Genomic DNA, 6,375 nt, shown 5'->3' with positions numbered 1-6,375 from the left:
GCACTACACTTTGCCGGTGGCCCTGGCCACCCTCTCGCGCGAACACATCATGGACGTGGAAATGATGATGGCCGGCGCAGTGGTCACCGTGGTTCCGGTGCTGGCGCTGTTCCTGGTGCTGCAGCGGTACTACATCCAAGGATTGTTGCTGGGGAGTGTGAAGGGATGATGCGTGCGATCGCCGTTGGACTGGGCCTGTTGTGGTCTTCCCTGGCGATCGCCGCACCACCGGCGCTGCCCGCGCCGAAGGTGCTGGATGATTTCGACGACATCAGCGCCTGGAAGCTGGTGTTGTCSGACCAGGTCAGCGGCTCGCTGCGGCCGGTCAGTGGCGCTGGCGGTGGCCGCGCGCTGTGCCTGGATTACGACTTCCATGAGGTCTCCGGTTACGTCGGCATCCGTCGTCCACTGAACATCGAGTACCCGGCCAACTATCGTTTCGGCTTCCAGCTGCGCGGTGATTCGCCGTCCAATGACCTGCAGTTCAAGTTGATCGACGCCAGCGGCGACAACGTGTGGTGGGTCAACCGCCCCGGTTATGCCTTCCCCAAGGCGTGGACGCCGGTGGAGTACCGCCGCCGGCAGATCGACAAGGCCTGGGGGCCATCGCCAGAGAAGGACATGGCGCGCAGCGCGTCGATGGAATTCACGGTCTACAGCAAGGTCGGCGGTCGCGGTACCGTGTGCTTCGACAAGCTGACCCTGCAGGGGCTGCCCGCGCAGGATGATTCGGCGCTGCGGCCCTCGGTGATCGCCGATACCGCAACCGCGCTGCAGGACCGGATGATCGACGGCAAGTCCGATACCTTCTGGATCAGCGGTGGGGTCAAGCAGCAGACCATCAGCCTGGACCTGCACAAGAGCCGCGAGATCGGCGGTGCGGTGATCGACTGGCTGCCCAGCCTGGAAGCGAACCGCTACACCGTGCGTATCTCCGAGGATGGCCGTGACTGGCGTACCGTGCGCGAAGTGACCGCAGGTGCCGGAGGCCGGGACTGGCTGGCACTGCCCGACACCGATGCGCGCTACGTGCGTTTCGACCTGCAGGGCGGGCCGAACTGGCGCTACGGCATCCGTGACATCACCCTGAAGCCGCTGGCGTTCGCCGCGACTCCCAATGCCTTCCTGTCCTCGGTGGCGGCCGACCTGCCGCGTGGCGCATTGCCGCGCGCTTACGTTGGCGAGCAACCGTACTGGACGCTGCTTGGCCTGGACGGTGGCCAGGAACAGGCGTTGATCAGCGAGGACGGTGCGCTGGAGCCGGCCAAGGGCAGCTTCAGCATCGAGCCGTTCATCCGCCTCGACGGCAAGCTGCTTGACTGGTCGAACGTTGCCATCAGCCAGTCGCTGCAGGATCGTTACCTGCCGATCGCCACGGTCGACTGGGTGCACGAGAAGGCCGGCCTGTCGGTGACCAGCTTCGTGCAGGGCACGCCCGAACGCGCCCAGCTGATCGGGCGCTACCGCTTGAGCAATCCGGACAAGGTCGCGCACGAATACACCCTGGCCCTGGCGATCCGCCCGTGGCAGGTCAATCCACCCACCCAGTTCCTCAACACCGTGGGCGGCTTCAGCCGCATCGACAGCCTGGACGTGGGCGAGCAGCTGGTGCGCATCAATGGCGAACCGCGGCTGTATCCCCTGCAGGTACCGGATGCGCGCTTTGCCAGCAGCTTCGACGGCAAACTGGATGCGATGCACCTGGCCAGCGGCAAGCTGCCCGGCACTACTGCGGTGAAGGACCCGACCGGCATGGCGTCCGGCGCACTGTTGTACACGATCAAGCTCGAACCCGGGCAGAGCCGCGAGGTGGCGATCGTGCTGCCGCAGACCGGCAGCTGGGCGCCGCAGGCGCTGGACGTGGCCAAGGCACAGCAGCAGGTGGCGACGATGTGGCGCGACAAGCTGGGCGTGGTGACCCTGCAGGTGCCCGCCGCCGGCCAACCGCTGGTGGAAACCCTGCGCACCGCGGTGGCGCACATGCTGATCTCGCGGGTCGGCCCGCGCCTGCAGCCCGGTACGCGCTCCTATGCACGCAGCTGGATCCGCGATGGCGCGATGATCTCCGAAGGCCTGCTGCGGATGGGGCGCAGCGATGCCGTGCGYGACTACGTGACCTGGTATGCGCCCTATCAGTTTGAAAACGGCAAGGTGCCGTGCTGCGTCGATSCGCGYGGCAGCGACCCGGTGCCGGAGAACGACAGCCACGGCGAACTGATCTACAACATCGCCGAGTACGGCCGCTATACCGGCGACACGGCCTTCCTCGAGCAGATGTGGCCGCATGTGCTGGGCGCCTACAGCTACATGGAGCAACTGCGCGGCAGCGAGCGCACCGAGGAGAACCGCGCGCGCAATCCTGCCTTCTACGGGATGATGCCGGCCTCGATCAGCCACGAGGGCTATTCGGCCAAGCCGATGCATTCGTACTGGGACAACTTCTGGGCGCTGCGTGGTTACAAGGACGCCGCGCAACTGGCGGCGCAGCTGGGCAAGGTCGAGGCGATGCAGATCAGCGAGTCGCGCGATCAGTTCCGTGATGACCTGCAGGCCTCGCTGCTGGCGGCCATGCAGCAGCACCGCATTGATTACCTGCCGGGCTCGGCCGAGCTGGGTGACTTCGACGCCACCTCCACCACGATCGCGTTGGCGCCGGGCGGCGAGCAGGGGCGGTTGCCGCAGGAGGCGCTGGACGCGACCTTCCAGCGTTACTGGAACGAATTCGTCGCGCGCCGCGATGGCAAGCGCGAATGGAAGGACTACACGCCGTACGAATGGCGCAACGTCGCCGCGTTCGTGCGCCTGGGATGGCGTGATCGTGCCTGGCAGGCCACCGAGTTCTTCTTCAAGGATCGTGCGCCGCAGGCCTGGAACCAGTGGGCCGAGGTCGTCTCGCGCACGCCGCGCAAGCCGTTCTTCGTGGGTGACCTGCCGCATGCCTGGGTGGCCTCGGACTTCGTCCGTTCGGCGCTGGACATGTTCGGCTACAACCGCGATGCGGATGAGGCGCTGGTGCTGGCCGCCGGTATCCCGGTGGCGTGGCTGCAGGGCGAGGGCATTGCCGTGCAGGGCCTGCGCACGCCGCAGGGGCAGCTCAACTATCGCCTGCAGCGCAGCGACAAGCAGCTGGTGCTGGAAGTGCAGCCCGGGTTGGTGTCGCCGGCCGGTGGCGTGGTGCTGCCATGGCCGTATGCAGGCGAGCCGGGCCAGGCGACGGTCAACGGCGAGGCGGCGGAATGGGTCAACAACGAGCTGCATGTGCACCAGTTGCCGGCACGCGTCGAGATCGATGTGCCCAGCGCGGTGCGCCGCGCCGAACGCAAGGAAAAGTAAGCATGCGAGGTCCGCTCGGAATCGGTCGCGGTTTCTGCGCGCTGGGGCTGGCGATCGCGCTGGCCCTGCCCGGGCTGGCGCCAGCCGCTGAGCCGGCCAGCGCGGCTGGCGCGGCCACAGCGGTCGGCGAACCCGGCATGAGCATGGTCACATTCAACCTGCACCACGACCGCGAGGACTGGCCCAGCCGTCGTCGCACGATCGTGGCCGAGCTCAAGCGCCTGCAGCCCGATGCCGTCGCGCTGCAGGAGGTGATCCAGAAGCGCAACGTCCGCAACCAGGCGCAGTGGCTGGCCAGCCAGCTCGGCTACCGGTACGTATTCGTGTCCACCGATCCGGTGGGTRCACCCAAGCGTTATGGCAATGCGCTGCTGACCCGGCGCCCGATCCTGGCGCATGGCGAGCACCTGCTGCTGCCGCTGGATGACTACCGCACCGTGGCCCACCTGCGCATCGACGTGGAGGGCAGGCCGGTCAATGTCTATGCCACCCATCTCAACGAGCGCAGTGACGACGCCGGCCAGCGCATCCGCCGCAGCCAAGTCGAGGATCTGCTGCGTTTCATCGCCGGCAGTTCTGCGGGGGCACCGGTGGTGATTGCCGGCGACTTCAACGCCCTGGTCGATGCCGGCGATCTGAGCGAACTGCGCAGCCACTACGGCGACAGCTACGGCAGCGTGCACGTCAACACCGACCTGGCGGGTGTGAGCACGCTCAACCGCCATTACTACCAGGCGCCGTCGCGGATCGACCACATCTTCTTCCAGCAGGACGAGATGGTCGCGCGCGAAGCGAAGATCCTGTTCGACCAGCCTGATGACGGCGGCCGCTGGGCCTCCGATCACTACGGGGTGTGGACCCGGCTGCAGTTCGCGCCGAAGCCCTGATAGCGGCCTCGCGTGGCGACGCGGCAGGCGTTCGCTACGGCATCTGATACGTCACAAACAGAAACGGCGGGGATCATCGATCCCCGCCGTTTCGTTGTTGCCGATCAAGGATCGATCAGGCGACCGGTGGCGTGCGCTTGCCGGCGTCTTCGTCTTCTTCCGACGCCTGCGCGTCAGCGGCCTGTGCGGCAGCGTCGGCATGGCCATCGGCGATCGGGTCGACCTGCGCCGGCACGACCGCATCGGCGACCGGCGCAGCGGCGTCCACCGGTGCGGCTTCGACAGCCACTGGGGCTGCCGGCTGCTCGGCGACCGGGGCGACTTCAACCTCGGCCTTCGGTTCGACTGCCGGAGCAGCTTCAACCACCGGCGCAACATCGGCCACCACCGGCTTCGGCTCGGCCACCGGTGCAGCTTCGACCACCGCGGTAGGTTCAGCGACCGGAGCGGCTTCGATCGCAGCAGCGGTCTCGACCACCGGCGGCTTCGCCTCGATCACCGGAGCCGCTTCAGGCGCCGGCTGCACCGGCGTCGCTGCATCGATGGCATCCAGCATGCTGGTCTGCACCGGCGACGGGGCCGGTTCGACCTTGGCGACTGCTTCCACCGGAGCCGGAGTCTGCACTGCGGCGGCCACTGGAGCGGCTGCCTCGACCACGGCACTGCTTACGGCAGCAACCGGGGCAACCGCGGCAGCCACTGCAACCGGCGCACGTGCCGGCTTGCTGGCATCAGCGGCGGCCGGCTCGACTTCGTCATCGAAATCGAATTCCGGCTGCGAACGCGACGGCTGCACGGCGGCTGCCGGTGCGCCGACCGAAGCCGGGGCGGTCTGCTCGACCGAATCGCCGTCGTTGTCCTCGCCTTCGGCATCATCGCCGTCGTCCAGGTCATCACCCAGTACGTCACTACCTRCAGCGTTCTCGGCGCCACCACGACGACGACGACGACCACCGCGACGGCCACGGCGGCGGCGGGTTGCGCCTTCGCCGGTCTGATCGCCTGCGGCATCGGCCGCAGCATCCTCGGCAGCCCCGGTCGCAACCACGACCTCGGCATCGGTCGTTGCGGCGGTGTCCACGGCCGCGACGGTGTCGACCACGTTTTCAGTGGCGACGGCCGGTGCCAGTGCCTTTTCTTCCTGCACCGCAACCGTGGCCGCAACCGCAGTCGTGGTAGCCACGGCAGCAGCAGCGGTCACGACATCGGTCGGGGCTTCGGCAGCGGCACGCTGCGGCTTCTCGGCCGGCTTGTCACCGTCCTGCGGGCGCGGCTGCCTCGGCTGCTTCAGCTTCGGCTGCTGCTGCCCCTGGCCCTGTTCGTTGCGCGGCTTGTTCTGCTGCTGCGGCTGCTGGGCATCCTTCGGCTTGCCCTGCTGCTGCGGCTGCTGCTGGCCATTGCCATTGCCATTGGCCTGGCTGCTGCCGTTGCCGCCGTTGCCGCCGTTGCGGCCATCCTTGCGCTGCTCACCACGGTCCTTGCGGTTGCCGCCGTCCTTCTGCTGCTGCGCATTGCCATTGCCGCCGTTGCCACGGCTGTCCTCGCGACGGTCCTTGCGGTCCTTGTTGCGATCCTTGTTGCGGTCACGGCGACCGCCATCCTGCTGCGGCTGGCGTGCGGCCGGTGCCGGCGCAGGAGCGGGAGCGGGCTCGCCGCCAAAGATGCGCTTGAGCCAGCCGACGACGCCGCCACTGGCGGCGGCTGCCGGGGCCGCTGCGGCCACCGGTGCCGGTGCCGGGGCGGCGACCGGTTCCACTTCCTCGCGCACCGGGGCGGGCGAGTTGTGCTTGACCTGGGTCACCATCGGCGGCGGGATGTTCAGCTGGCCCTTGGTCAGCGCGTGCACCGGGAGCTTGCGCGGGGTACCACGCTGGTAGCTCGGCTTGCCGCTTTCCTCGCCCAGCTCGTTGTCGCGCAGGCGGGTGACGGTGTAATGCGGGGTGTGCAGCTGTTCGTCGGCAACGATCACGATCGGCGCCTCGTGGCGCTTCTCGATTTCGCCCAGCGCGCCGCGCTTTTCATTCAGCAGGTAGTTGGCGATCTCCACCGGGGCCTGTACCAGCACCTGCCCGGTGTTCTCCTTCATCGCATGCTCTTCGGCGACGCGGATGATCGACAGCGACAGCGACTCGACGCTGCGCATGCGGCCATGGCC

The 6,375-nt window shown here is 67.8% G+C and carries 3 protein-coding genes and 1 pseudogene; 3 read left to right on the top strand and 1 reads right to left on the bottom strand.

Going from position 1 to position 6,375, the window contains the following annotated elements; translation table 11 throughout:
• The 3 genes and pseudogenes from AC1VAN_RS07890 to AC1VAN_RS07880 all read left to right on the top strand — a co-directional run.
• A pseudogene (locus tag AC1VAN_RS07890) lies at nucleotides 1-169 on the top strand (carbohydrate ABC transporter permease); the annotation flags it as partial.
• Nucleotides 166-3,333: a discoidin domain-containing protein gene (locus AC1VAN_RS07885; protein ID WP_480985579.1), complete on the top strand. Its 3,168-nt coding sequence runs from the start codon at nucleotides 166-168 to the stop codon at nucleotides 3,331-3,333. The pseudogene AC1VAN_RS07890 and the gene AC1VAN_RS07885, both read left to right, overlap by 4 nt.
• A gap of 2 nt (nucleotides 3,334-3,335) precedes the next feature.
• Complete coding sequence (locus AC1VAN_RS07880) at nucleotides 3,336-4,220, top strand: endonuclease/exonuclease/phosphatase family protein (RefSeq protein WP_480985578.1); 885 nt, start codon at nucleotides 3,336-3,338, stop codon at nucleotides 4,218-4,220.
• 115 nt (nucleotides 4,221-4,335) lie between these two features.
• Here AC1VAN_RS07880 and AC1VAN_RS07875 read toward each other — a convergent pair.
• Nucleotides 4,336-6,375 (bottom strand): ribonuclease E domain-containing protein (locus tag AC1VAN_RS07875; RefSeq protein ID WP_480985577.1); only part of this gene is annotated, 2,040 nt, incomplete at its 5' end.

This window comes from Stenotrophomonas sp. 05L44_2 (genome assembly GCF_056665995.1).
This window is presented reverse-complemented; position numbering and strand designations above follow the sequence as displayed.